Source organism: Streptomyces sp. NPDC001204 (genome assembly GCF_053598035.1).
Map to the genome: position 1 here is coordinate 313,350 of NZ_JBSFJL010000003.1, position 22,924 is coordinate 336,273.

The 22,924-nt window shown below is 72.3% G+C and carries 20 protein-coding genes and 2 pseudogenes; 19 read left to right on the forward strand and 3 right to left on the reverse strand.

The window, feature by feature from the left end:
- Window positions 1-42 precede the first annotated feature (42 nt).
- The 5 genes and pseudogenes from ACWC91_RS06890 to nusB all read left to right on the forward strand — a co-directional run.
- Window positions 43-252: pseudogene (locus tag ACWC91_RS06890) on the forward strand (Pro-rich N-terminal domain-containing protein); the annotation flags it as partial.
- 90 nt (window positions 253-342) lie between these two features.
- Window positions 343-1,341, forward strand: coding sequence for an AAA family ATPase (locus ACWC91_RS06895; protein ID WP_450641998.1), 999 nt, complete (start codon window positions 343-345; stop codon window positions 1,339-1,341).
- Between the two features lie 137 nt (window positions 1,342-1,478).
- Window positions 1,479-2,588: an aminopeptidase P family protein gene (locus ACWC91_RS06900; RefSeq protein WP_141362776.1), complete on the forward strand. Its 1,110-nt coding sequence runs from the start codon at window positions 1,479-1,481 to the stop codon at window positions 2,586-2,588.
- Window positions 2,589-2,644: 56 nt separating this feature from the next.
- On the forward strand, window positions 2,645-3,211 hold the full coding sequence (efp, locus tag ACWC91_RS06905) for an elongation factor P (RefSeq protein ID WP_141362778.1): 567 nt from the start codon (window positions 2,645-2,647) through the stop codon (window positions 3,209-3,211).
- 2 nt (window positions 3,212-3,213) lie between these two features.
- Window positions 3,214-3,648, forward strand: coding sequence for a transcription antitermination factor NusB (gene nusB / locus ACWC91_RS06910; protein WP_141362780.1), 435 nt, complete (start codon window positions 3,214-3,216; stop codon window positions 3,646-3,648).
- Between the two features lie 277 nt (window positions 3,649-3,925).
- Here nusB and bldD read toward each other — a convergent pair whose 3' ends face one another.
- Window positions 3,926-4,429 carry a transcriptional regulator BldD gene (bldD, locus tag ACWC91_RS06915; RefSeq protein ID WP_004990661.1) on the reverse strand — a complete coding sequence of 168 codons (504 nt, stop codon included), beginning with the start codon at window positions 4,427-4,429 and terminating at the stop codon, window positions 3,926-3,928.
- Between the two features lie 254 nt (window positions 4,430-4,683).
- Here bldD and pyrR point away from each other — a divergent pair, with 254 nt between their 5' ends.
- From pyrR to ACWC91_RS06985, 14 genes are all read left to right on the forward strand, one after another.
- Complete coding sequence (pyrR, locus tag ACWC91_RS06920; protein WP_225076249.1) at window positions 4,684-5,268, forward strand: bifunctional pyr operon transcriptional regulator/uracil phosphoribosyltransferase PyrR; 585 nt, start codon at window positions 4,684-4,686, stop codon at window positions 5,266-5,268.
- A gap of 100 nt (window positions 5,269-5,368) precedes the next feature.
- Complete coding sequence (locus ACWC91_RS06925) at window positions 5,369-6,346, forward strand: aspartate carbamoyltransferase catalytic subunit (protein ID WP_225076250.1); 978 nt, start codon at window positions 5,369-5,371, stop codon at window positions 6,344-6,346.
- Between the two features lie 5 nt (window positions 6,347-6,351).
- Window positions 6,352-7,647: a dihydroorotase gene (locus ACWC91_RS06930; RefSeq protein ID WP_225076251.1), complete on the forward strand. Its 1,296-nt coding sequence runs from the start codon at window positions 6,352-6,354 to the stop codon at window positions 7,645-7,647.
- Window positions 7,644-8,237, forward strand: a complete 594-nt coding sequence (locus ACWC91_RS06935; protein WP_376503686.1) for a PH-like domain-containing protein — start codon at window positions 7,644-7,646, stop codon at window positions 8,235-8,237. Before ACWC91_RS06930 ends, ACWC91_RS06935 begins: the two co-directional genes overlap by 4 nt.
- Window positions 8,234-9,391 (forward strand): glutamine-hydrolyzing carbamoyl-phosphate synthase small subunit, encoded by a 1,158-nt coding sequence (gene carA, locus ACWC91_RS06940; RefSeq protein WP_281155419.1) that lies wholly within the window; start codon window positions 8,234-8,236, stop codon window positions 9,389-9,391. The genes ACWC91_RS06935 and carA overlap by 4 nt, the downstream gene beginning before the upstream one ends.
- Entirely contained in the window at window positions 9,384-12,692 is a 3,309-nt protein-coding gene (gene carB, locus ACWC91_RS06945; RefSeq protein ID WP_450641991.1) for a carbamoyl-phosphate synthase large subunit, read from the forward strand. Before carA ends, carB begins: the two co-directional genes overlap by 8 nt.
- Before the next feature lie 93 nt (window positions 12,693-12,785).
- The gene (locus ACWC91_RS06950) at window positions 12,786-13,901 is read left to right on the forward strand and encodes a quinone-dependent dihydroorotate dehydrogenase (RefSeq protein WP_225076255.1); all 1,116 of its coding nucleotides are present in this window, start codon (window positions 12,786-12,788) and stop codon (window positions 13,899-13,901) included.
- Window positions 13,898-14,743, forward strand: a complete 846-nt coding sequence (gene pyrF, locus ACWC91_RS06955) for an orotidine-5'-phosphate decarboxylase (RefSeq protein WP_225076256.1) — start codon at window positions 13,898-13,900, stop codon at window positions 14,741-14,743. The genes ACWC91_RS06950 and pyrF overlap by 4 nt, the downstream gene beginning before the upstream one ends.
- A gap of 288 nt (window positions 14,744-15,031) precedes the next feature.
- Window positions 15,032-15,355, forward strand: a complete 324-nt coding sequence (locus ACWC91_RS06960) for an integration host factor (RefSeq protein WP_003977346.1) — start codon at window positions 15,032-15,034, stop codon at window positions 15,353-15,355.
- 58 nt (window positions 15,356-15,413) lie between these two features.
- Entirely contained in the window at window positions 15,414-16,007 is a 594-nt protein-coding gene (gmk, locus tag ACWC91_RS06965) for a guanylate kinase (protein WP_141362794.1), read from the forward strand.
- Between the two features lie 62 nt (window positions 16,008-16,069).
- A complete protein-coding gene (rpoZ, locus tag ACWC91_RS06970) occupies window positions 16,070-16,342 on the forward strand; it encodes a DNA-directed RNA polymerase subunit omega (RefSeq protein WP_030577387.1) in 273 nt (90 codons plus the stop codon).
- A gap of 188 nt (window positions 16,343-16,530) precedes the next feature.
- On the forward strand, window positions 16,531-17,733 hold the full coding sequence (gene coaBC, locus ACWC91_RS06975) for a bifunctional phosphopantothenoylcysteine decarboxylase/phosphopantothenate--cysteine ligase CoaBC (RefSeq protein ID WP_450641994.1): 1,203 nt from the start codon (window positions 16,531-16,533) through the stop codon (window positions 17,731-17,733).
- Window positions 17,734-17,972: 239 nt separating this feature from the next.
- A complete protein-coding gene (metK, locus tag ACWC91_RS06980; protein WP_225076258.1) occupies window positions 17,973-19,196 on the forward strand; it encodes a methionine adenosyltransferase in 1,224 nt (407 codons plus the stop codon).
- Between the two features lie 112 nt (window positions 19,197-19,308).
- Window positions 19,309-21,456, forward strand: a complete 2,148-nt coding sequence (locus tag ACWC91_RS06985) for a primosomal protein N' (RefSeq protein ID WP_450641996.1) — start codon at window positions 19,309-19,311, stop codon at window positions 21,454-21,456.
- 421 nt (window positions 21,457-21,877) lie between these two features.
- On the opposite strand, the gene ACWC91_RS06990 is transcribed toward ACWC91_RS06985, so the two are convergent.
- Window positions 21,878-22,411 carry a hypothetical protein gene (locus tag ACWC91_RS06990; RefSeq protein WP_225076260.1) on the reverse strand — a complete coding sequence of 178 codons (534 nt, stop codon included), beginning with the start codon at window positions 22,409-22,411 and terminating at the stop codon, window positions 21,878-21,880.
- Window positions 22,412-22,592: 181 nt separating this feature from the next.
- A pseudogene (locus tag ACWC91_RS06995) lies at window positions 22,593-22,924 on the reverse strand (hypothetical protein); the annotation flags it as partial.

Below are 22,924 nucleotides of genomic sequence, written 5' to 3' on the forward strand. Positions count from 1 at the left end.
CTGCCGGCGCCAATTGCCCCGTACGAGACGGAGTCGCACCGGATGCAGCACGCAGTGGGTTCACCGCTGCCGCCGCCCCGCCAGCCGGGGCACGGACCGGCCGCCGGCTGGGCGCCGGACGCACATCACCCGGGGCCGCGGCACCCGGGAGCGTCCCAGGGCTCCGCGCCCGTGCCCCCGCCGCCTCCGGCATCGGGCTATCCCGGCGCCCCGGCACCGCAACCGCCGGGCCCGCACCCGTCGGCGCCCCATCCTCAGAACCCACGCCCTCAGGGTCCGCCCCCGGCGGCACCGCAATCGCCGGGCCCGCGTCCGTCGGCACCGCAACCTCAGGGCCCGCCCCTGTCGGCACCGCGTCCCCAGAGTCCGCATCACCAGGGTCCGCCTTCGTCGGCGCCGCATCCCCAGGGTCCGCCGCCGTCGGCGCCGCGTCCTCAGGGTCCGCCTGCGCCGCAACCGCCGGGCCCGCGTCCGTCATCACCGCACCCTCAGGGCCCGCCCAGGTCGGCACCGCATCCTCAGCAGCCGCCTCCGTCGGCGCCGCATCACCAGGGGCCGCCTCCGTCGGGGCCGCGTCCTCAGGGTCCGCTCCCGTCAGCGCCGCACCCCCAGAACCCGCAGCCCCAGAGGCCGCACCCCCAGAGCCCCCACCAGTCGGCCCCCGGGGTCCCGCCGCCCGCCGCGCCGCCCGCGACGGACGCCACCGGACATGTCCGGCTGCCGCCGGGCGGTCCCGTCGGCATGCCCAGCGTGCCGCCGGCCCAGACCGCGCCCGACCCGACGACCACCACGCTGGCGGTGCTGCTGATCGGGCCGGCGGGCGCGGGCAAGACGAGCGTCGCCAAGTACTGGGCCGACCACCGCCGCGTGCCCACCGCGCATATCAGCCTCGACGACGTCCGCGAGTGGGTCCGCTCCGGCTTCGCCGACCCGCAGTCGGGCTGGAACGACCACTCCGAGGCGCAGTACCGCCTCGCCCGCCGCACCTGCGGATTCGCCGCCCGCAACTTCCTCGCCAACGGCATCTCGTGCATCCTCGACGACGCCGTCTTCCCCGACCGCCCGGTGGTCGGGCTCGGCGGCTGGAAGCGCCATGTCGGCCCCGGCCTGCTCCCGGTCGTGCTGCTGCCCGGCCTGGACATCGTCCTGGAACGCAACGCCGAGCGTTCCGGAAACCGCCGGCTGACCGACGAGGAGGTCGCCCGCATCCACGGCCGCATGGCCGGCTGGTACGGATCCGGCCTCCCCATCATCGACAACTCCCAACTCGACGTCCCGGCCACGGCCAGAGTCCTGGACGAGGTCCTGTCCCGAGCCATCGCCAGCCCTCCGAACTGGTAGGGCGCGGCCGCGCCCGGCGGGCCCGGGCAGGCGGCCCGACCGCCGGACACGGCACCCGGCGCCCGGAGCCGGGGTCCGGCAGACCCACTCGGACCTCTCGAACGGCGATATTGAGCCATGACTCTTACGCTCGGTTCATGTCAGAGGTGTACGCGGCCCGCCGGACCCGGCTGAGGGAGCGCTGCAACGCGGGCGGCAGCGCGGCGGCGCTGGTGACTCGTCCCGCCAATGTGCGGTACCTCGCGGGGGCGGCCCCGCAGGGTGCCGTCCTGCTTCTCGGAAGGCGCGAGGACCTGCTGGTGTGCCAGAGCCCGCCGGACGACCGGCCCTGCGAGGGCCGTCCCGACGAGGCGCTGCGGGTGCAGGTCCTGCCCCAACCCTCCGGCGGCGACCCGGCCGTCGCCGCCGCCGACCACGCCCGGACCCAGGGCGCCGACTCGCTCGCCGTGGAGGAGCACCACCTCACGGTGGCCCGCTACCGGGCCCTCGGCTCGGTGGCGCCCCAGCTGCGTCTGACCGACCTGGGCAGCGCGGTCGAGCAGCTCCGGGTCGTCAAGGACGAGGAGGAGATCTCCTGTCTGAGAATCGGTGCCGAGATCGCCGATCAGGCCCTCGGCGAGCTGCTGGAGTCGATCCTGGTCGGCCGCACCGAGCGCCATCTCGCCCTGGAGCTGGAGCGGCGGCTCGTCGACCACGGCGCCGACGGGCCCGCTTTCCCGACCTCCGTGGCCACCGGCCCGAACTCCGGCCGCCGCGGCCACCGGCCCACCGACCGGCGGGTCGAGGAGGGCGACTTCCTCACGGTGTGCCTGGGCGCCGCCTACCGCGGCTACCGCTGCGAGATCGGCCGTACCTTCGTGATCGGCACGTCTCCGGCGGACTGGCAGATCCAGCTCTACGACCTGGTCTTCGCAGCCCAGCGCGCCGGACGGGAGGCCCTGGCCCCCGGCGCCGCGTACCGCGACGTGGACCGCGCCGCGCGCCAGGTTCTGGATTCGGCAGGGTTCGCAGAGGGCCTGCAACCCCTCACCGGGCACGGGGTCGGACTCGAAATCGACGAGGACCCGCAGCTGGCCCCTTCGGCCATGGGTAAACTGGACGCTTGCGTGCCGGTCACCGTCGAACCTGGGGTCCACCTCCCGGGCCGGGGCGGTGTCCGGATCGATGACACGCTCGTCGTACGCCCCGAGGCGGACGGCGGACCCGAGCTACTCACCATCACGACCAAGGAGCTCCTCGCGCTCTAGCCTCGCGCTGTGCGCCTGCCCCCGGGTCGTACGTCAGTCCAGGAGATTCCGCAACCGTGGCTTCCACGAACGACCTCAAGAACGGCATGGTGCTCAAGCTCGACGGCGGCCAGCTGTGGTCCGTCGTCGAGTTCCAGCACGTCAAGCCCGGCAAGGGCCCGGCCTTCGTGCGCACCAAGCTCAAGAACGTGCTCTCCGGCAAGACCGTCGACAAGACGTTCAACGCCGGCGTCAAGGTCGAAACGGCCACCGTCGACAAGCGTGACATGCAGTTCTCCTACATGGACGGCGACTACTTCGTCTTCATGGACATGGAGACCTACGACCAGCTGCACATCGACCGCAAGGTCGTCGGCGACACCGCCAACTTCCTGATCGAGGGCTTCGAGGCCACCGTCGCCCAGCACGAGGGCGAGGTGCTCTTCGTCGAGCTGCCGGCCGCCGTCGAGCTGACCGTCGCCGAGACCGAGCCGGGCGTCCAGGGCGACCGCTCCACCGGTGGCACCAAGCCCGCCACCCTGGAGACCGGTCACCAGATCCAGGTCCCGCTCTTCATCACCACCGGTGAGAAGATCAAGGTCGACACGCGCACGAGCGACTACCTCGGCCGGGTGAACAGCTAACCGTGGCTGCCCGCAACACGGCCCGCAAGCGTGCCTTCCAGATCCTCTTCGAGGGTGACCAGCGCGGCGCCGACGTCCTGACGGTCCTCGCTGACTGGATCCGGCTCTCCCGGACCGACACCCGGCAGCCCCCGGTGAGCGAGTACACGATGCAGCTCGTCGAGGGCTACGCGGAGCGCGCGACCCGGATCGACGACCTGATCGCGCAGTACGCGGTCGGCTGGACGCTCGACCGTATGCCGGTCGTCGACCGCAACATTCTGCGGCTCGGCGCGTACGAGCTGATCTGGGTCGACGAGACCCCGGACGCCGTCGTGCTGGACGAGATGGTGCAGCTGGCGAAGGAGTTCTCCACGGAGGAGTCGCCCTCGTTCGTCAACGGCCTGCTGGGCCGTCTGAAGGAGCTCAAGCCCTCCCTCCGCCGCGACCAGGTGTGAGAGGGGCCCGGCTCGCAGCCGGTGCCCGCACGGACTTGCAGGGGCCCGCAGCACGACTGCTGCGGGCCCCTCGGCGTCCGTGTGCACGCCCCCCGGTCCCACCTGACCATTCAGGGCCGCGCCCGCCCCACCGGGGCCGCGCCCGCCCCACCGGGGCCGCGCCCGCCCCACCGGGGCCGCGCCCGCCCCTTCAGGACCGCAAAAAGCCGCCGGGGTGGCCGGAACCAAACGGTTCCGGCCACCCCGGCGGCACGTTTCTGCTAGGTCTGCCGAGCGGTCAGCTCTCCTCGTGGGACGCCACCGCGCGGCGCGCGTCCGCGTCCAGCACGCCCCAGCTGATCAGCTGCTCGGTGAGGACCGACGGCGACTGGTCGTAGATGACGGCGAGTGTGCGCAGGTCGTCCTGGCGGATGGAGAGTACCTTGCCGTTGTAGTCACCGCGCTGCGACTGGATCGTCGCCGCGTAGCGCTGGAGCGGGCCCGCCTTCTCGGCCGGCACCGTGGCCAGCCGCTCAAGGTCGAGGACCAGCTTCGGCGGGGGCTCGGCGGCGCCGCCCGGGGTGGTGCCCGGCAGCAGCTCCTGCACGGGGACCCCGTAGAAATCCGCCAGTTCGGCGAGGCGCTGCACGGTCACGGCACGGTCGCCGCGCTCGTACGAACCGACCACGACCGCCTTCCAGCGTCCCTGGCTCTTCTCCTCGACACCGTGGAGGGAAAGGCCCTGCTGGGTGCGGATCGCCCGGAGCTTGGCCCCGAGCTGTTTGGCGTATTCGCTGGACATATGGCTCCCCGGACACTGTGTCGACGCGACTGGCTCGGGTGCCACGCCGCGCGGCTGGTAACTCACTGTGAGGTTACGCAGCGTTACTCTGCCGCGTCAAGCCGAATGGTCCGCAGCGCCGCTTCCGTGGTAACCGCGATCCGTTGCGCCAAGGGGGTGATCGGGGAGGTCTCCGGCACCTGGTAGCGTGTATGGCGCAATTCCGACGTCCTTTAAGGTCCGTCCCGTGAGGCGGAGAAGGAGGTCCGTTTCTTATGGACTCGCACGAAACCGCGCAAGCGTCCGATGCCCGGCCCGTTCTCGAGGGCCCCGACATCGAGCGGGTGCTGACCCGCATCGCCCACGAGATCGTAGAGCGCGCCAAGGGCGCCGACGACGTGGTGCTCCTCGGCATTCCGACCCGGGGCGTCTTCCTCGCCCAGCGGCTCGCCGTCAAGCTCGAGCAGATCACCGAACGCAAGGTCCCCTGCGGCTCGCTCGACATCACCATGTACCGCGACGACCTGCGCATGCAGCCCCCGCGTGCGCTGGCCCGCACCGAGATCCCCGGTGACGGCATCGACGGCCGCCTCGTCGTCCTCGTCGACGACGTGCTCTTCTCCGGCCGCACCATCCGCGCCGCCCTCGACGCCCTGAACGACATCGGGCGTCCGCGCGCGGTGCAGCTCGCCGTCCTCGTCGACCGCGGCCACCGCGAACTGCCGATCCGCGCCGACTACGTCGGCAAGAACCTCCCCACGTCGCTGCGGGAGACGGTCAAGGTCCTGCTCACCGAGGAGGACGGTCGCGACACCGTGCTGCTCGGCGCCAAGCCGGCCGCCCAGGGCGACCAGCCGTAACACGCGCGCGTACGTATCGCCGTACGCCCCGCGCGTGTGCCCTCGCACGCGCCCGTCTGCCCCAATTCTCCCGAATGAACCGCCTTACGGAGCCTGACAGATGCAGCGTCATCTCATCTCGGCCGCCGACCTCACCCGCGACGACGCCGTCCTGATCCTTGACACCGCCGAGGAGATGGCCCGGGTCGCCGACCGGCCGATCAAGAAACTGCCGACCCTGCGCGGCCGCACCGTCGTCAACCTCTTCTTCGAGGACTCCACCCGCACCCGGATCTCCTTCGAGGCCGCGGAGAAGCGGCTGTCCGCGGACGTCATCAACTTCACCGCCAAGGGATCGTCGGTGTCCAAGGGAGAGTCCCTGAAGGACACCGCCCAGACCCTGGAGGCCATGGGCGTCGACGCCGTGGTCATCCGGCACGGCGCCTCCGGGGCCCCGTACCGGCTGGCCAACTCCGGCTGGATCGACGCCGCCGTCATCAACGCCGGCGACGGCACCCACCAGCACCCCACCCAGGCGCTGCTCGACGCCTTCACCCTGCGCCGCCGGCTGGTCGGCAGGGACGCGGGCCTCGGCCAGGACCTGTCCGGCAGGCGCGTCACCCTCGTCGGCGACGTGCTGCACAGCCGGGTGGCCCGGTCCAACGTCGACCTGCTGCACACCCTCGGCGCCGAAGTGACCCTGGTCGCCCCGCCGACCCTGCTGCCGGTCGGCGTCGGGTCCTGGCCCTGCGAGGTCTCCTACGACCTCGACGCCACCCTGCCCAAGTCCGACGCGGTGATGATGCTCCGCGTGCAGCGCGAGCGGATGAACGACGCCTTCTTCCCCACCGAGCGCGAGTACTCGCGGCGCTACGGTCTGGACGGCGAGCGGATGTCCAGGATGCCCGAGCACGCCATCGTGATGCACCCCGGCCCGATGGTCCGCGGAATGGAGATCACCGCCGAGGTCGCGGACTCCGACCGCTGCACCGCCGTCGAGCAGGTCACCAACGGCGTCTCCATCCGCATGGCCGTGCTGTACCTGCTGCTCGGCGGCATGGAACCCGCCTCGCAAGCCCGCACCACCGAGGAGAAGTAAGAGACATGAGCAAGATCCTGATCCGTGGTGCCAAGGTGCTCGGCGGTGCGCCGCAGGACGTCCTGATCGACGGCGAGGTCGTCGAGGCGGTCGGCACCGGGCTGCCCGCCGAGGTCGTCGAGGGCGCCGAGGTCGTCGAGGCCGACGGCAAGGTGCTGCTGCCGGGCCTGGTCGATCTGCACACCCACCTGCGCGAGCCGGGCCGCGAGGACTCCGAGACCGTCCTGACCGGCACCCGCGCGGCCGCCTCCGGCGGCTACACCGCCGTGTTCGCCATGGCCAACACCTTCCCCGTGGCCGACACCGCCGGCGTCGTCGAGCAGGTCTGGCGTCTGGGGCGGGAGCACGGCTACTGCGATGTGCAGCCCATCGGCGCCGTCACGGTCGGCCTGGAGGGCCGCAAGCTCGCCGAACTCGGCGCCATGCACGAGTCGGCCGCCGGGGTCACCGTCTTCTCCGACGACGGCAAGTGCGTCGACGACGCGGTGATCATGCGCCGGGCGCTGGAGTACGTGAAGGCCTTCGGCGGCGTCGTCGCCCAGCACGCCCAGGAGCCGCGGCTGACCGAGGGCGCCCAGATGAACGAGGGCGTCGTCTCCGCCGAACTGGGCCTGGGCGGCTGGCCGGCCGTCGCCGAGGAGTCGGTCATCGCCCGCGACGTCCTGCTCGCCGAGCACGTCGGCTCCCGCGTCCACATCTGCCACCTGTCGACCGCGGGCAGCGTCGAGATCGTCCGCTGGGCCAAGTCCCGCGGCATCCAGGTCACCGCCGAGGTCACCCCGCACCACCTGCTCCTCACCGACGAGCTGGTGCGCACCTACAACCCGGTCTACAAGGTCAACCCGCCGCTGCGCACCGAGCGGGACGTGCACGCCCTGCGCGAGGCGCTCGCCGACGGCACGATCGACATCGTCGCCACCGACCACGCTCCGCACCCGCACGAGGACAAGGACTGCGAGTGGGCCGCGGCCGCCATGGGCATGGTCGGCCTGGAGACCGCCCTGTCGGTGCTCCAGGAGACCATGGTCGACACCGGTCTGCTGGACTGGGCGGGCATCGCGGACCGGATGTCCTTCGCGCCGGCCCGGATCGGGCGGGCCACCGGCCACGGCCGCCCCGTCTCGGCAGGTGAGCCCGCCAACCTCACGCTGGTCGACACGGCATACCGTGGGCAGGTGGACCCCGCGGGCTTCGCCTCGCGCAGCCGGAACACCCCGTACGAGGGACGTGAGCTGCCGGGCCGTGTCACCCACACGTGGCTCCGGGGCAAGGCCACGCTCGTCGACGGGAAGCTCACGTGACACCTGCACCTCTGCTCGCAGCCGGGCTCGCGACCGAAGTCGCCGCGGATGGGAAATCGGCCGCGGTCACCGACTGGGCCGCCCGTATCGGCTGGCTGATCGGCCTCGTCCTGTTCATCGCCCTCGTCTACTGGCTGATGCGCGAGGGCTGGAAGTGGCGCGCCACCCTCCAGGGCGACCTGCCCGAGCTGCCGAGCGCGCCGGAGGAGCCCGGTCCGGCGCGACTGACGATGACCGGCCGCTACCACGGCTCCACCACCGCCGGACAGTGGCTGGACCGCATCGTGGCGCGTGGCCTGGGCACCCGCAGCCGGGCCGAGCTGACCCTGACCGACGCGGGCCTGGACGTCGTGCGCCCCGGAGCGGACGACTTCTTCGTCCCGGCCGCACAGCTGCGCGGGGCCCGGCTCGACAAGGGCATCGCCGGCAAGGTGCTCACCGAGGGTGGGCTGCTCGTCGTGACCTGGGCGCACGGCGAGCGGCTGATCGACTCCGGGTTCCGCTCCGACCGGGCGGCCGAGCACACCGAGTGGGTCGAGGCCCTCAACACCATGACCGAGAAGAACAGCACGGAAGGCGCCGAACGATGACCACCTCCACCAGGGGAACCTCGAGGGTTCCCGCCGTACTCGTCCTGGAGGACGGCCGGATCTTCCGCGGCCGTGCCTACGGGGCCGTGGGGGAGACGTTCGGCGAGGCCGTGTTCTCCACCGGTATGACCGGCTACCAGGAGACGCTCACCGACCCGTCGTACCACCGCCAGGTCGTCGTCATGACCGCCCCGCACGTCGGCAACACCGGCGTCAACGACGAGGACCCCGAGTCGAAGCGGATCTGGGTCTCCGGCTACGTCGTGCGCGACCCCGCGCGCCGGCCCTCCAACTGGCGTGCCCAGCGCACCCTGGACGAGGAGCTCGCCGCGCAGGGCGTCGTCGGCATCAGCGGCATCGACACCCGCGCCCTCACCCGCCACCTGCGCGAGCGCGGCGCCATGCGCGTCGGCGTCTTCAGCGGGGAGGCCGTCCAGGACGACGCCGCGCTGCTGGCCCGGGTCCTGGAGTCGCCCCGGATGGAGGGCGCGGACCTGTCCGCCGAGGTGGCCACCGAGGAGGCGTACGTCGTCCCCGCGATCGGCGACAAGAAGTTCACCGTCGCCGCGATCGACCTCGGCATCAAGGGCATGACCCCGCACCGCATGGCCGAACGCGGCATCGAGGTGCACGTGCTGCCCGCCACCGCCACGGTCGAGGACGTCTACGCGGTCGAGCCCGACGGCGTGTTCTTCTCCAACGGCCCCGGCGACCCGGCCACCGCCGACCACGCCGTCTCCGTCATGCGGGGCGTCCTGGAGCGCGGCACGCCGCTGTTCGGCATCTGCTTCGGCAACCAGATCCTGGGCCGCGCGCTGGGCTTCGGCACCTACAAGCTGAAGTACGGCCACCGCGGCATCAACCAGCCGGTGCAGGACCGTACGACCGGCAAGGTCGAGGTCACCGCGCACAACCACGGCTTCGCCGTCGACGCCCCCATCGACCGGGTCTCCGACACCCCCTTCGGCCGTGTCGAGGTCTCCCACGTCTGCCTCAATGACAACGTGGTGGAAGGCCTCCAGCTCCTCGACAAGCCGGCCTTCAGCGTCCAGTACCACCCCGAAGCGGCCGCGGGACCCCACGACGCCGCCTACCTGTTCGACCGCTTCACGTCTTTGATGAGCACAGTCCTGATGGAGGGCCAGCGTGCCTAAGCGCACCGATATCCAGTCCGTCCTGGTCATCGGCTCCGGCCCGATCGTCATCGGCCAGGCCGCCGAGTTCGACTACTCCGGCACCCAGGCGTGCCGCGTCCTGAAGGCCGAAGGCCTCAGGGTCCTCCTCGTCAACTCCAACCCCGCGACGATCATGACCGACCCGGAGATCGCCGACGCCACCTACGTCGAGCCGATCACCCCGGACTTCGTCGAGAAGATCATCGCCAAGGAGCGCCCCGACGCCCTGCTGCCCACCCTGGGCGGCCAGACCGCGCTCAACACCGCCATCTCGCTGCACGAGAACGGCGTCCTGGAGAAGTACGGCGTCGAGCTGATCGGCGCCAACGTCGAGGCCATCCACAAGGGCGAGGACCGCGAACAGTTCAAGGAGGTCGTGGAGGCCGTCCGGCGCAGGACCGGCCACGGCGAGTCCGCCCGCTCCGTGATCTGCCACACCATGGACGAGGTCCTGGCCGGCGTCGACGAGCTCGGCGGCTACCCGGTCGTGGTCCGCCCCTCCTTCACCATGGGCGGCGCCGGCTCCGGCTTCGCCCACGACGAGGACGAGCTGCGCCGCATCGCGGGCACCGGCCTCGCGCTCTCCCCGACCACCGAGGTGCTCCTGGAGGAGTCCATCCTCGGGTGGAAGGAGTACGAGCTGGAGCTGATGCGCGACAAGCACGACAACGTCGTGGTCGTCTGCTCCATCGAGAACTTCGACCCGATGGGCGTGCACACCGGCGACTCCATCACCGTCGCCCCGGCCATGACGCTCACCGACCGCGAGTACCAGATCCTGCGGGACATCGGCATCGCCGTCATCCGCGAGGTCGGCGTCGACACCGGCGGCTGCAACATCCAGTTCGCGGTGAACCCCGAGGACGGCCGGGTCATCGTCATCGAGATGAACCCGCGCGTGTCGCGTTCCTCCGCGCTCGCCTCCAAGGCGACCGGCTTCCCCATCGCCAAGATCGCCGCCAAGCTCGCCGTCGGCTACACGCTCGACGAGATCCCCAACGACATCACGCAGGAGACCCCGGCCTCCTTCGAGCCGACCCTCGACTACGTGGTCGTCAAGGCGCCCCGGTTCGCCTTCGAGAAGTTCCCGCAGGCCGACTCCACGCTGACCACCACCATGAAGTCGGTCGGCGAGGCCATGGCCATCGGCCGCAACTTCACCGAGGCCCTCCAGAAGGCCCTGCGCTCGCTGGAGAAGAAGGGCAGCCGGTTCACGTTCGTCGGCGACCCCGGCGACCGGCACGAGCGGCTGCGGGAGGCCGTCCGCCCGACCGACGGCCGGATCAACGCGGTGATGCAGGCCATCCGCGCGGGTGCCACGGCCGAGGAGGTCTTCGACGCCACGACGATCGACCCGTGGTTCGTCGACCAGCTGTTCCTGATCAAGGAGATCGCCGACGAGCTGGCCGGGGCGCCCGAGCTGACCGCCGACCTGCTCGCCGAGGCCAAGCGGCACGGCTTCTCCGACCAGCAGATCGGCGAGATCCGGGGTCTGCGCGAGGACGTGGTCCGCGAGGTGCGGCACGCCCTCGGCATCCGCCCGGTCTACAAGACGGTCGACACCTGCGCCGCCGAGTTCGCCGCGAGGACGCCGTACTTCTACTCCTCCTACGACGAGGAGAACGAGGTCGCCCCGCGCGAGAGGCCGGCGGTGATCATCCTGGGCTCCGGCCCCAACCGCATCGGCCAGGGCATCGAGTTCGACTACTCCTGCGTGCACGCCTCCTTCGCACTGCACGACGCCGGGTACGAGACCGTGATGGTCAACTGCAACCCGGAGACCGTCTCCACCGACTACGACACCTCCGACCGGCTGTACTTCGAGCCGCTCACCCTGGAGGACGTCCTGGAGATCGTCCACGCGGAGCGGCAGGCCGGCCCGATCGCCGGTGTCGTCGTCCAGCTGGGCGGCCAGACCCCGCTGGGCCTGGCGCAGGCACTGAAGGACAACGGCGTGCCGATCGTCGGCACCCCGCCGGAGGCGATCCACGCCGCCGAGGACCGGGGCGCCTTCGGCCAGGTGCTGGTCGAGGCGGGCCTGCCGGCCCCCAAGCACGGCACTGCCACCACCTTCGCCCAGGCCAAGACCATCGCCGACGAGATCGGCTACCCGGTCCTGGTCCGACCGTCCTACGTCCTGGGCGGCCGCGGCATGGAGATCGTGTACGACGAGGCGCGCCTGGAGGCGTACATCGCCGAGTCGACCGAGATCAGCCCCTCCCGCCCGGTGCTCGTCGACCGGTTCCTCGACGACGCCATAGAGATCGACGTCGACGCCCTCTACGACGGCGAGGAGCTGTACCTCGGCGGCGTCATGGAGCACATCGAGGAGGCCGGCATCCACTCCGGCGACTCGGCGTGCGCGCTGCCGCCGATCACGCTCGGCGGGTACGACATCAAGCGGCTGCGGGCCTCCACCGAGGCCATCGCGCGCGGTGTCGGGGTGCGCGGCCTGATCAACATCCAGTTCGCGCTGTCCGGCGACATCCTCTACGTCCTCGAGGCCAACCCGCGCGCCTCCCGTACGGTCCCCTTCACCTCCAAGGCGACCGCCGTGCCGCTCGCCAAGGCCGCCGCCCGGATCTCGCTGGGCGCGACCATCGCCGAACTGCGCGAGGAGGGGCTGCTGCCGAGGAACGGCGACGGCGGCACGCTGCCGCTGGACGCGCCGATCTCCGTCAAGGAGGCCGTGCTGCCGTGGAGCCGCTTCCGGGACACCTCCGGACGCGGTGTGGACACGGTCCTCGGCCCCGAGATGCGCTCCACCGGCGAGGTCATGGGCATCGACTCCGTCTTCGGCACCGCGTACGCCAAGTCGCAGTCGGCGGCCTACGGTCCGCTGCCGACCAAGGGCCGCGCCTTCATCTCGGTCGCCAACCGGGACAAGCGGTCGATGATCTTCCCGGCCCGTGAGCTGGTGGCCCACGGCTTCGAACTGCTCGCCACCTCCGGCACGGCCGAGGTGCTCAAGCGCAACGGCATCAACGCCACGGTCGTGCGCAAGCAGTCCCAGGGCACCGGGCCCAACGGCGAGCGGACCATCGTCCAGCTCATCCACGACGGCGAGGTCGACCTCATCGTCAACACCCCGTACGGCACCGGCGGCCGCCTGGACGGCTACGAGATCCGTACCGCGGCCGTGGCGCGCTCCGTGCCGTGTCTGACGACGGTCCAGGCGCTGGCCGCGGCGGTCCAGGGCATCGACGCCCTCCACCGCGGCGAGGTGGGTGTCCGCTCCCTCCAGGAACACGCGGGATTCCTGACCGCGACCCGCGACTAGCGGCCACGAGGGGGGCACCGGAGACGGTGTCCCCCCTCTTCACGAGGACCCATGGGGACCCATGAGGCCCCGAGGACACCCGAGGACTCAGTGATGTACAAGCTTTTCTTCCGTCTGTTCTTCCAGCGGATGGACCCGGAACAGGCACACCACCTGGCCTTCCGCTGGATCCGGCTCGCCGCCCGCGTCCCGGTGCTGCGCACCTTCGCCGCCGCCGTGCTCGCCCCCCGCCACGAGGCGCTGCGCACCGAGGCCCTCGGGCTGCGGATGCACGGCCCCTTCGGGCTCGCCGCGGGCTTCGACAAGAACGCCGTGGCGATCGACGGGATGTCGATGCTCGGCTTCGACCACGTCGAGATCGGCACGGTCACGGGGGAGCCGCAGCCCGGCAACCCCAGGAAGCGGCTGTTCCGGCTGGTCGCGGACCGCGCGCTGATCAACCGCATGGGCTTCAACAACGAGGGCTCGCTCGCCGTCGCCGCGCGCCTTGCCTCGCGCACGCCCGCGTTCAGGACCGTCGTGGGCGTCAACATCGGCAAGACCAAGGTCGTCCCGGAGGAGGAGGCCGTCGGCGACTACGTGAAGTCCGCCGAGCGGCTGGCCCCGTACGCCGACTACCTGGTCGTCAACGTCTCCTCGCCGAACACCCCCGGACTGCGCGACCTCCAGGCCACCGAGGCGCTGCGCCCGCTCCTCGCCGCCGTGCGCGAGGCCGCCGACCGGGTCGTGCCGGGGCGCCGGGTGCCGCTGCTGGTGAAGATCGCCCCGGACCTCGCCGACGAGGACGTCGACGCCGTCGCCGACCTCGCGGTGGAGCTGGGCCTGGACGGGATCATCGCCACCAACACCACCATCGCGCGCGAGGGACTCGGGCTGACGTCTGCGCCCTCCCTGGTGAAGGAGACCGGCGGGCTCTCGGGCGCGCCGCTGAAGGCGCGCTCCCTGGAGGTGCTGCGCCGTCTCTACGCGCGCGTGGGCGACCGCATCACCCTGGTCGGCGTCGGCGGCATCGAGAACGCCGAGGACGCCTGGCAGCGCATCCTGGCCGGCGCCACCCTGGTCCAGGGCTACAGCGCCTTCGTCTACCAGGGGCCCTTCTGGAGCCGCGCGATCCACAAGGGGCTCGCCGCACGCCTGCGGACCAGCCCGTACGCCACCCTCGCCGACGCGGTCGGCGCCGACGTGAGGAAGGCGGGGGAGGCGGCATGAGCCCCGTGGAACCCTTCGGCGCGCGCCTGCGCCGTGCCATGGACGAGCGCGGCCCGCTGTGCGTCGGCATCGACCCGCACGCCTCGCTGCTCGCCGAGTGGGGTCTGAACGACGACGTGGCCGGTCTGGAGCGGTTCAGCCGCACCGTGGTGGAGGCGCTGGCCGACCGGGTGGCCGCCCTGAAGCCGCAGAGCGCCTTCTACGAGCGTTTCGGCTCGCGCGGCGTCGCCGTCCTGGAGAAGTCGGTCGAGGAGGCCCGGGCGGCCGGGGCGCTGGTCGTGATGGACGCCAAGCGCGGCGACATCGGCTCGACCATGGCCGCCTACGCCGAGTCGTTCCTGCGCAAGGACGCGCCGCTGTTCTCGGACGCGCTCACCGTCTCGCCGTACCTCGGCTACGGGTCGCTGAGGCCCGCGGTCGACCTGGCGCGGGAGAGCGGCGCGGGCCTGTTCGTGCTGGCCCTGACCTCCAACCCGGAGGGCGCCGAGGTCCAGCACGCCGTGCGGCCCGACGGCCGCTCCGTGGCCGCGACCGTGCTCGCGCACCTCGCCGAGGAGAACGCGGGGCAGGCCCCGCTCGGCTCCTTCGGCGCGGTGGTGGGTGCCACGCTGGGCGACCTGTCGTCGTACGACCTGGACATGGGCGGGCCGCTGCTCGCGCCGGGGATCGGCGCGCAGGGAGCGACGCCGGCCGGCCTTCCCCGGGTGTTCGGCTCCGCGGTGCGCAACGTGGTCCCGAGCGTCAGCCGGGGTGTTCTGCGTCACGGTCCCGAGGTGGGGGCGCTGCGGAGCGCCGCGGAGCGCTTCGCTGAGGAGATCAGGACCGCGGTGACCGGCGGCTGAGTCACCGGGCGGGCGTCCCGGGGCCCGCCTGAGTCTGGATACATTCTCAAATCCAGGGCATTATGTCCTAAATGCCCGGCCTGGCGGAGGCTGACCAGGACTTTTCCGCTGTTCTCGCTGACTCTGGCGGACGAGACCGCTAGTCTCCGTCGAGTGGGGGCGCCTCCCACGCCCTCAAGGCAGTGGGGGAGAACGGGCAAGCGTGTTGCTCGTAGCTCCTCAGGTGTGGGGCGACTAGGTTCCTCACCGGTCCGTATCCGACAGTTCGACATCCGAGGTGACGTAGGCGTGGCTCTTCCGCCCCTAACCCCTGAACAGCGCGCAGCCGCGCTCGAAAAGGCCGCCGCGGCTCGCCGGGAGCGGGCCGAGGTCAAGAATCGACTCAAGCACTCCGGCGCCTCCCTGCACGAGGTCATCAAGCAGGGCCAGGAGAACGACGTCATCGGCAAGATGAAGGTCTCCGCCCTCCTTGAGTCCCTGCCGGGCGTGGGCAAGGTCCGCGCCAAGCAGATCATGGAGCGGCTCGGCATCTCCGAGAGCCGTCGTGTGCGCGGCCTCGGGTCCAACCAGATCGCCTCCCTGGAGCGCGAGTTCGGCAGCACCGGCTCCTGAATCCGGGGGCTTGGGGCCGGAGTCCCGGGCACCGCGCGATTGCTGGAATAATCGGCGCATGGCTGTAACACCCCGGGGCGCGACCCCCGTACCCCCGGACGCACGTCCGCGGCTGACCGTGCTCTCCGGCCCCTCAGGGGTCGGCAAGAGCACGGTCGTCGCCCATATGCGCAAGGAACACCCCGAGGTCTGGCTGTCGGTGTCCGCGACGACCCGCAAGCCCCGTCCCGGTGAGCAGCACGGCGTCCACTACTTCTTCGTCACCGACGAGGAGATGGACAAGATGATCGCCAACGGCGAGCTGCTGGAGTGGGCCGAGTTCGCGGGCAACCGCTACGGCACGCCGCGCGCCGCCGTGCTGGAGCACCTGGAGTCGGGTGTGCCGGTGCTGCTGGAGATCGACCTCCAGGGCGCCCGGCAGGTCCGCGAGTCCATGCCCGAGGGCCGGCTGGTGTTCCTGGCTCCTCCCTCCTGGGAGGAGCTCGTGCGCAGGCTCACCGGGCGGGGGACCGAGCCGCCCGAGGTCATCGAACGGCGGCTGGAGGCGGCGAAGATCGAACTCGCGGCCGAGCCGGAGTTCGACGAGACCCTGGTCAACACCTCCGTCGAGGACGTGGCTCGCGAGCTGCTAGCCTTGATGGACGTTGTGTGATCGTGGCAGTGACCGTGACGGTCGCACCGACTGATTCTTTCCCATCCATCGGAAGGTAGAGCGTGTCCTCTTCCATCTCCGCGCCCGAGGGCATCATCAACCCGCCGATCGACGAGCTCCTCGAGGCCACCGACTCGAAGTACAGCCTCGTGATCTACGCGGCCAAGCGGGCCCGCCAGATCAACGCGTACTACTCGCAGCTCGGCGAGGGCCTCCTCGAGTACGTCGGTCCGCTCGTCGACACCCACGTCCACGAGAAGCCGCTCTCCATCGCCCTGCGCGAGATCAACGCGGGTCTGCTGACGTCCGAGGCCATCGAGGGCCCGGGTCAGTAGTTTTTGCTCAGTAGCCCCTGCGGTTCTTCATATCTGCAGATCGCAGTAGGTTTTTCCACAGGCCCGGCAGCACGACTGCCGGGCCTGTGGTGTGCTCGGGGGGTGCGGGAATCGATCCCGCGATGATGCAGCATGGACGCGTACGCCGACGAACCGCGGCGTGCGTGTGTCGAGTGAGGGGAGGCCCGGTGAGCAAGCCCAAGGTCGTTCTGGGGGTCGGTGGCGGCATCGCCGCCTACAAGGCGTGCGAGCTGCTGCGCAGGCTGACCGAGTCGGGTCACGACGTGCGTGTGGTGCCGACCGCCTCCGCGCTGCACTTCGTCGGCGCCGCGACCTGGTCCGCCCTGTCCGGCCACCCCGTCTCCACCGAGGTCTGGGACGACGTCCACGAGGTCCCGCACGTCCGCATCGGGCAGCAGGCCGACCTGGTGGTCGTCGCCCCCGCCACCGCCGACATGCTCGCCAGGGCCGCCCACGGCCTCGCCGACGACCTGCTGACCAACACCCTGCTCACCGCCCGCTGCCCGGTGGTCTTCGCCCCCGCGATGCACACCGAGATGTGGGAGCACCCGGCCACCCAGGACAACGTGGCGACGCTGCGCCGCCGCGGCGCCGTCGTCATCGAACCGGCGGTCGGCCGGCTGACCGGCGTCGACACCGGAAAGGGCCGGCTGCCCGACCCGACGGAGATCTTCGAGGTCTGCCGCCGTGTGCTCGCCCGGGGCGCGGCCGAGCCCGACCTCGCCGGGCGGCACGTCGTCGTCAGCGCCGGCGGCACCCGTGAGCCCCTCGACCCCGTCCGCTTCCTCGGCAACCGTTCCTCCGGCAAGCAGGGCTACGCCCTCGCGCGGACGGCGGCGGCCCGCGGGGCCCGGGTCACGCTCGTCGCCGCCAACACCGCCCTGCCGGACCCGGCGGGCGTGGACCTGGTCCGGGTCGGCACGGCCGTGCAGCTGCGGGAGGCGGTGCTGAAGGCCGCCGCTGACGCCGACGCGGTGGTCATGGCCGCCGCGGTCGCCGACTTCCGCCCCGCGGCCTACGCGGCCGGCAAGATCAAGAAGAAGGACGGCGAGGCCCCCGCGCCCATCGCGCTGGTACGCAATCCGGACATCCTCGCGGAGATATCAGCCGAACGGGCGCGGCCCGGACAGGTGATCGTGGGCTTCGCCGCGGAGACCGACGACGTCCTCGCCAACGGACGCAAGAAGCTCGAGCGCAAGGGCTGCGACCTGCTCGTGGTCAACGAGGTGGGGGAGCGCAGGACCTTCGGCGCGGAGGAGAACGAGGCCGTGGTGCTGGCCGCCGGCGGCGGCGAGACCCACGTGCCGCACGGTCCGAAGGAGGCGCTGGCCGACACCGTGTGGGACCTGGTGGCCGCCCGGCTGGGCTGAGCGCCCCCTGCCCCCGCCCAGCTCCCTCGAACGTCGAAGCCCGGCGCGTGGCGACTCTGGTTAAGGTCGCCGGGCTTGGGCAGAATGCCCGTGCCGCAGGTCACAGCACTCCCGAGAGGCGAGACAGGTGGGCCGGTGGCCGAGCGCGACCGATAAACTGTTCTCGGACGACGCCGGGCGCAGCCCCGTGCCCGTCCGCCAATGATCAGCCAGCAGCCGCTGCAACCCCAGGGAGCGTTGTGTCCCGTCGCCTGTTCACCTCGGAGTCCGTGACCGAGGGTCACCCCGACAAGATCGCTGACCAGATCAGCGACACCATTCTCGACGCGCTTCTGCGCGAGGACCCGACCTCCCGGGTCGCCGTGGAGACACTGATCACCACCGGCCTGGTGCACGTGGCCGGCGAGGTCACGACCAAGACCTACGCGGACATCGCGACCCTGGTCCGGGACAAGATCCTCGAGATCGGCTACGACTCCTCCAAGAAGGGCTTCGACGGCGCCTCCTGCGGCGTGTCCGTCTCGATCGGCGCGCAGTCCCCGGACATCGCGCAGGGCGTGGACACGGCGTACGAGTCGCGGGTCGAGGGTGGCGAAGCGGGCGACGACTTCGACGAGCTGGACCGGCAGGGCGCGGGCGACCAGGGCCTGATGTTCGGCTACGCCTCCGACGAGACCCCGACGCTGATGCCGCTGCCGATCTTCCTGGCGCACCGGCTGTCCAAGCGCCTGTCGGACGTGCGCAAGAACGGCACGATCCCCTACCTGCGCCCGGACGGCAAGACCCAGGTCACCATCGAGTACGACGGCGACAAGGCGGTCCGCCTCGACACCGTGGTCGTCTCCTCGCAGCACGCCTCCGACATCGACCTGGACTCGCTGCTGGCGCCCGACATCCGCGAGTTCGTCGTCGAGCCGGAGCTGAAGGCGCTGCTGGACGACGGCATCAAGCTGGACACCGAGGGCTACCGGCTGCTGGTCAACCCCACCGGCCGGTTCGAGATCGGCGGCCCGATGGGCGACGCCGGACTGACCGGCCGCAAGATCATCATCGACACCTACGGCGGCATGGCCCGCCACGGCGGCGGCGCCTTCTCCGGCAAGGACCCGTCCAAGGTGGACCGCTCGGCCGCGTACGCGATGCGCTGGGTCGCCAAGAACGTCGTGGCGGCCGGCCTGGCCTCCCGCTGCGAGGTCCAGGTCGCCTACGCGATCGGCAAGGCCGAGCCGGTGGGCCTCTTCGTGGAGACCTTCGGCACCCACAAGGTCGAGCCCGAGAAGATCGAGAAGGCGATCGACGAGGTCTTCGACCTGCGTCCGGCCGCCATCATCCGCGACCTCGACCTGCTCCGCCCGATCTACGCCCAGACCGCCGCCTACGGCCACTTCGGCCGCGAGCTGCCCGACTTCACCTGGGAGCGCACGGACCGCGTGGACGCGCTGCGTGAGGCGGCGGGTCTGTAGGACCGGCGCCGCGGCCCCAGTCCGCCGCGAGACCTGAGCGAGGCCCGGACCCCAGGAGGGTCCGGGCCTCGCTCGCCGTCGGTTGTCGGTCCCGTTTGGTAAGAATGCAAGCGTGAGCAGCGAGAACGGGACGGGGGACGGCGGGGCCACGGGGGCGCCGCCGGAACAGCTTGCGCTCATCCGCGAGAGCGTGCGCAAGGCGAGGGAGCCGCGGGCCAAGCCGCGCACCTGGCGCGGTGCCGCGCTCGCCGGGGAACTGCCCGTGGCGCGCGTACTGGTCGACAAGGGCGCCCTGCACCTCGACCGTTACTTCGACTACGCCGTGCCCGCCGAACTGGACGCCGACGCGCGGCCCGGGGTGCGGGTGCGCGTGCGGTTCGGAGCCGGACGGCACCGGGTGCGCGAGGGACGGCGCGAGGGCGGCGGGCTCGTCGACGGGTACCTGATCGAGCGCCGGGCCGAGTCCGACTACGCGGGGCCGCTCGCCGCGCTCGCCCAGGTCGTGTCGCCCGAGCCCGTGCTCAGCGAGGAACTGCTCGGCCTGGCACGGGCCGTCGCCGACCGGTACGCGGGCAGCGTCGCCGACGTACTCCAACTCGCCGTGCCGCCGCGCAGGGCGCGCGCCGAGGAACGCCCCTCGCCCGCACCGCTGCCGCCGCCGCCCGCACCCGACGCGGGCTCCTGGGCCCGCTACGAGCGGGGGGCCGCGTTCGTGCGGGCCCTGGCCGCGGGGGGCTCGCCGCGTGCCGTGTGGAACGCGCTGCCCGGGCCCGATTGGAGCGAGGAACTGGCCCGCGCCGTCGCCGCCGCGCTCGCCTCGGGACGCGGTGCGCTCGTCGTCGTACCGGACGGGCGGGCCGCCGCCCGGGTGGACGCCGCGCTGACGGCCCTGCTCGGCGAGGGACGGCACGCGCTGCTCACCGCCGACGCGGGGCCCGAGAAGCGGTACCGGCAGTGGCTCGCCGTGCGCCGGGGATCCGTACGGGCCGTCGTCGGCACCCGGGCCGCCATGTTCGCGCCGGTGCGGGATCTCGGGCTGGTCGCGCTGTGGGACGACGGGGACGACAGCCACAGCGAGCAGCACGCGCCGCAGCCGCACGCCCGCGAGGTGCTGCTGCTGCGCGCCGCGCAGGACAAGTGCGGTTTCCTGCTGGGCGGTTGGAGCTGCACGGTGGAGGCGGCACAGCTCGTCGAGAGCGGCTGGGCCAGGCCGCTCGTCGCCGCCAGGGAACAGGTGCGGCGGGCGGCTCCGCTCGTGCGCACGGTGGGCGACACCGATCTCGCCCGGGACGAGGCCGCGCGGGCGGCCCGGCTGCCCTCGCTCGCCTGGCAGGCGGCCAGGGAGGGACTGAGGCACGGGCCCGTACTGGTGCAGGTGCCCCGCCGGGGCTACGTACCGCGGATGGCCTGCGCGCAGTGCCGGGCGCCCGCGCGGTGCCGGCACTGCGCGGGACCCCTCCAGGGGCAGGACGCGGGGGCGCTCGGCTGTGGCTGGTGCGGGCGGGAGGAGTCGGCATGGCACTGCCCGGAGTGCGGTTCGTTCCGGCTGAGGGCCCAGGTCGTCGGAGCCCGGCGGACCGCCGAGGAACTGGGCCGGGCGTTCCCGTCCGTACCCGTGCGGACCTCGGGACGCGAGCACGTGCTGGACACGGTGCCGGGGACACCCGCGCTGGTGGTGAGCACCCCGGGTGCGGAGCCGGTCGCCGAGGGCGGGTACGCGGCGGCCCTGCTCCTGGACGGCTGGGCCATGCTCGGGCGTCCCGATCTGCGCGCCGGCGAGGACGCGCTGCGGCGCTGGATCGCCGCCGCCGCGCTCGTCCGGCCGCAGCCGGAGGGCGGCACCGTGGTGGTCGTCGCCGAGCCGACCCTGCGGCCCGTGCAGGCGCTGGTGCGCTGGGATCCCGTCGGGCACGCCATGCGGGAGCTGTCCGAACGCGCCGAACTCGGGTTCCCGCCGGTGTCCCGTATGGCGGCCGTGTCGGGCCCGGCGGAGGCGGTGTCGGACTTCCTCCCCGCCGTCGAACTGCCGCGGGAGGCAGAGGTGTTGGGGCCTGTCCCGCTACCGGTCACGCCTCCGGGCCGCCCGCGCCGATCCGGCGCGCCCCCACCCGGCGAACACTGGACCCGGGCCCTGATCCGCGTCCCGCCCGGCAGTGGAGCCGCGTTGGCCTCCGCCCTGAAGTCCACCCGGGCGGCCCGCATGGCCCGCGGAAACCATGACCCGGTCTGGGTACGCGTCGACCCACCGGACATCGGCTGACACGGCAACGCCCGCGCGAAGGGGGCTGAACTCCGGCCGTGTGCTGCCGTTCGCCGTAGGCGCGCGTCCCGGCCGGGCCGTGGGCGCGCAGAGGTCCGAGGCTCCGTGCGGCGCTGGCGAGTTGGTGTCCTGCGGAGGACGGATCGCAGGTCGGGTCGGGCGGTTGGGTCCGCGCGGGCCGGTGTTCTGGGGGTGTGTCCCGAGGGCCCGGCGCGGTGGCCGAGGCCGTACCGCGTCGTACCGGCACGGGTCTCGCCGGGGTGCCCGGCGGCCGTCGGGCTGGAGCGGTGAGCGAACCGCCTGGTGTCCGGCCGCGCCCGGGACCGCGTGAGATGGGCTGACGGGATCCGTCAGTGCCCGGCCGACGGTGGTGTCAGGACCCTCCCGGGTGCCCGCCGGGAGGGGGCGCGGGAAGGAGTCGTCAGCCGTTGCGGGGGCCGGGGAAGGCGGTGGGGCGGGGCTCGTCGCGCAGTGCCGGGCCGCAGGCCGTCGGCTGGGCCGGCATGGAGCGGGCGGCGGGGACCGTGGCGATGCCGGTGCCGACATTGACCGTACGGGTCCCCGGCGGCTCCGGGGTCCGCTCGCCCTCGGCGGCCGTCTGGCCCGCCGCGCGGCGGGCGCCGTATCGCCGGTGGACCGCTTGCTTGGTGACGCCGAGGGCCGAGCCGACGGCGTCCCACGAGAAGCCGAGCGAGCGGTCGAAGTCCACGGCGGCCGTGACCAGGGTCTCGACACTGTCCCGCAGCTCCTGAGCGAGACGGACGGTCGGGGCGGGGGCGCGTCCGTAGACGACGAAGCCCGTGGAGGGGCCGGAGCGGCGTGGGCGGTAGACGTTGCCCAACTGGGCGGTGAGCGTGCGCAGTGCGTCCACCTGCCGGCGGACCCGCTCGATGTCCCGCACCAGCAAGTGCAGGCTGGCCCGGGCCTGGGCGTCGTGGGTTGCGTGGTCGGCCATGAACAAGCCTCTCGAACCGGCGTTGAAAGGAATCGGGCCGAGCAGGCGGCCCGCTGTGGTCAACTCTTACTTGACCAACGCGCCTGCCCTCCACGGGTCACGGTGTGGGGGCGTAGGAAAACACGCGTACGCCCCCGTGCGCCGGAAGCGCGCTGCACGGTCGGCCGACGGCCTCCCCCCGTCAGCTGCCGCCCGGCCCGGTCGCCTGCTGCCCCGGCTCCGTGGTCTGCTGCCTGGCGTGCCGGCTGTTACCTGGCGTGCCGGCTGTTGCCCGGCTGGGTCGTCTGTGGCTGGGCTTCGTGGTCTGCTGCCTGGCGTGCCGCGCATTGCCCGGCCCGGTCATCTGCTGCCCCGGCTCGGCGGCCTGCTGCCTGCCGCGTGCCGCGTGCCGCCCCCGCTCCGTGGCCTGCTGCCTGCTGCCTGCTGCCTGCCGCGTGCCGCGTGCCGCCCCCGCTCCGTGGCCTGCTGCCTGCTGCCTGCTGCCTGCCGCGTGCCGCGTGCCGCCCCCGCTCC

What these genes read in the sequence shown, in the direction of transcription:
- carA (WP_281155419.1), top strand. Translation starts at nt 8,234, where the DNA reads ATGACCACCTCCACCAGGGGAACCTCGAGGGTTCCCGCCGTACTCGTC.
- ACWC91_RS06950 (WP_225076255.1), top strand. Translation starts at nt 12,786, where the DNA reads ATGTACAAGCTTTTCTTCCGTCTGTTCTTCCAGCGGATGGACCCGGAA.
- ACWC91_RS06925 (WP_225076250.1), top strand. Translation starts at nt 5,369, where the DNA reads ATGCAGCGTCATCTCATCTCGGCCGCCGACCTCACCCGCGACGACGCC.
- ACWC91_RS06930 (WP_225076251.1), top strand. Translation starts at nt 6,352, where the DNA reads ATGAGCAAGATCCTGATCCGTGGTGCCAAGGTGCTCGGCGGTGCGCCG.
- gmk (WP_141362794.1), top strand. Translation starts at nt 15,414, where the DNA reads ATGGCTGTAACACCCCGGGGCGCGACCCCCGTACCCCCGGACGCACGT.
- pyrF (WP_225076256.1), top strand. Translation starts at nt 13,898, where the DNA reads ATGAGCCCCGTGGAACCCTTCGGCGCGCGCCTGCGCCGTGCCATGGAC.
- ACWC91_RS06900 (WP_141362776.1), top strand. Translation starts at nt 1,479, where the DNA reads ATGTCAGAGGTGTACGCGGCCCGCCGGACCCGGCTGAGGGAGCGCTGC.
- pyrR (WP_225076249.1), top strand. Translation starts at nt 4,684, where the DNA reads ATGGACTCGCACGAAACCGCGCAAGCGTCCGATGCCCGGCCCGTTCTC.
- ACWC91_RS06990 (WP_225076260.1), bottom strand. Translation starts at nt 22,411, where the DNA reads ATGGCCGACCACGCAACCCACGACGCCCAGGCCCGGGCCAGCCTGCAC.
- bldD (WP_004990661.1), bottom strand. Translation starts at nt 4,429, where the DNA reads ATGTCCAGCGAATACGCCAAACAGCTCGGGGCCAAGCTCCGGGCGATC.